2 protein-coding genes are annotated in these 1169 nt (G+C 54.4%); both read right to left on the minus strand.

The window, feature by feature from the left end; translation table 11 throughout:
• Window positions 1-628: aldehyde dehydrogenase family protein (locus tag ACTF5Z_RS11170; protein WP_438985700.1), on the minus strand; the 628-nt coding region annotated here is incomplete at its 3' end.
• 104 nt (window positions 629-732) lie between these two features.
• A partial coding sequence (locus tag ACTF5Z_RS11175; protein WP_438985701.1) for a DUF5666 domain-containing protein occupies window positions 733-1169 on the minus strand: 437 nt, incomplete at its 5' end.

Here is a 1169-nt window from a genome sequence, read left to right on the forward strand (position 1 = left end):
TGCCGCCCACCTGCGCGGGCTGAGTCGTTGTGATTACCCTAAACAAAGGCGTGGGAATGCCTGCCTGTTGCGCCAAGCTCTCTAATGCCAATGCAGTTAGCGGCGTCGCTTCAGCAGGCTTTAAGACCATGGAACACCCCGCGGCCAACGCCGGGCCAGCTTTGCGTGTGATCATAGCGAGGGGGAAATTCCAAGGCGTGATCGCAGCGGCCGTTCCGATGGGCTGCTTCAGTACTAAGATCTGTTTACCTTCCGCGTGCGCAGGGATGACATCGCCGTAAACGCGCTTAGCCTCTTCAGCGAACCACTCTAAAAACGATGCACCGTAGGCGACCTCGCCTCGCGCCTCGGCCAATGGTTTACCGCATTCTGCCGTGATCAGTTGCGCGAGCTTTTCTTGATTAGCGAGAATGAGATCGTTCCACGCTTTAAGTTTTGCGGCCCGAGATTTGGCGGTTAGCGATGCCCAAGCGACGCGTGCTTGGTCTGCTTCAGCGATGATAACGTTGACTTCGCTATCACTCATATCACGTAAGGTCGCGAGCACCTTGCCTGTCGCGGGGTTGGTCACTACGAGACCTTGTTCACTCAATGCATCAGGATTCACCAAATCGGTCCAGGTTGTCATATTCGGCTCCAAATTTAAAAATGGCCCCGAGTGTACACCCTATCCCGATTTGGCTAAATGTCTTTATCGTGCCGCCCCCGGCTTACGTGGCACTCTGATAAGACTTAGTCATCTTCAACGTCGTAAGAGACCTTTTCGGCAATGCCGTCGGCAGGTCTTTCGTCTTTGATGCGCACCATATCGCCAGTGTTGAGCTGAGCGAAAAAGCCTGCAGCATCGACGCTGCGGTCGCTCTTATCTTTGAATTCAGCGCCCTGGACGTTGTAAGTCAATCCCAGAAGGGTGATCTCGATATTTGGGTTGCTACTATCAACGGGAGCCTTCACAACTTCATCGTCTGGATCGTCACGATCGAGCTCGGTGGCAAGCAGTTGCCCGCTGTTCAGGTAGGCCTCTACTTCCACAAAATCACCGGCGGACAAGTCGGCTAGGCCAAAGTTGCGCAGGTCGCTGACGTCATCGTCGAATCGCGTGCGGCTGTCAACTGACACCTGCACCGTACCTGTTGCTAAGCGCAAGGTTACGATAGATTGCTCGAGAT

Origin of the sequence: Aequoribacter sp. (genome assembly GCF_965659035.1) — a bacterium.
GTDB lineage: Bacteria > Pseudomonadota > Gammaproteobacteria > Pseudomonadales > Halieaceae > Aequoribacter.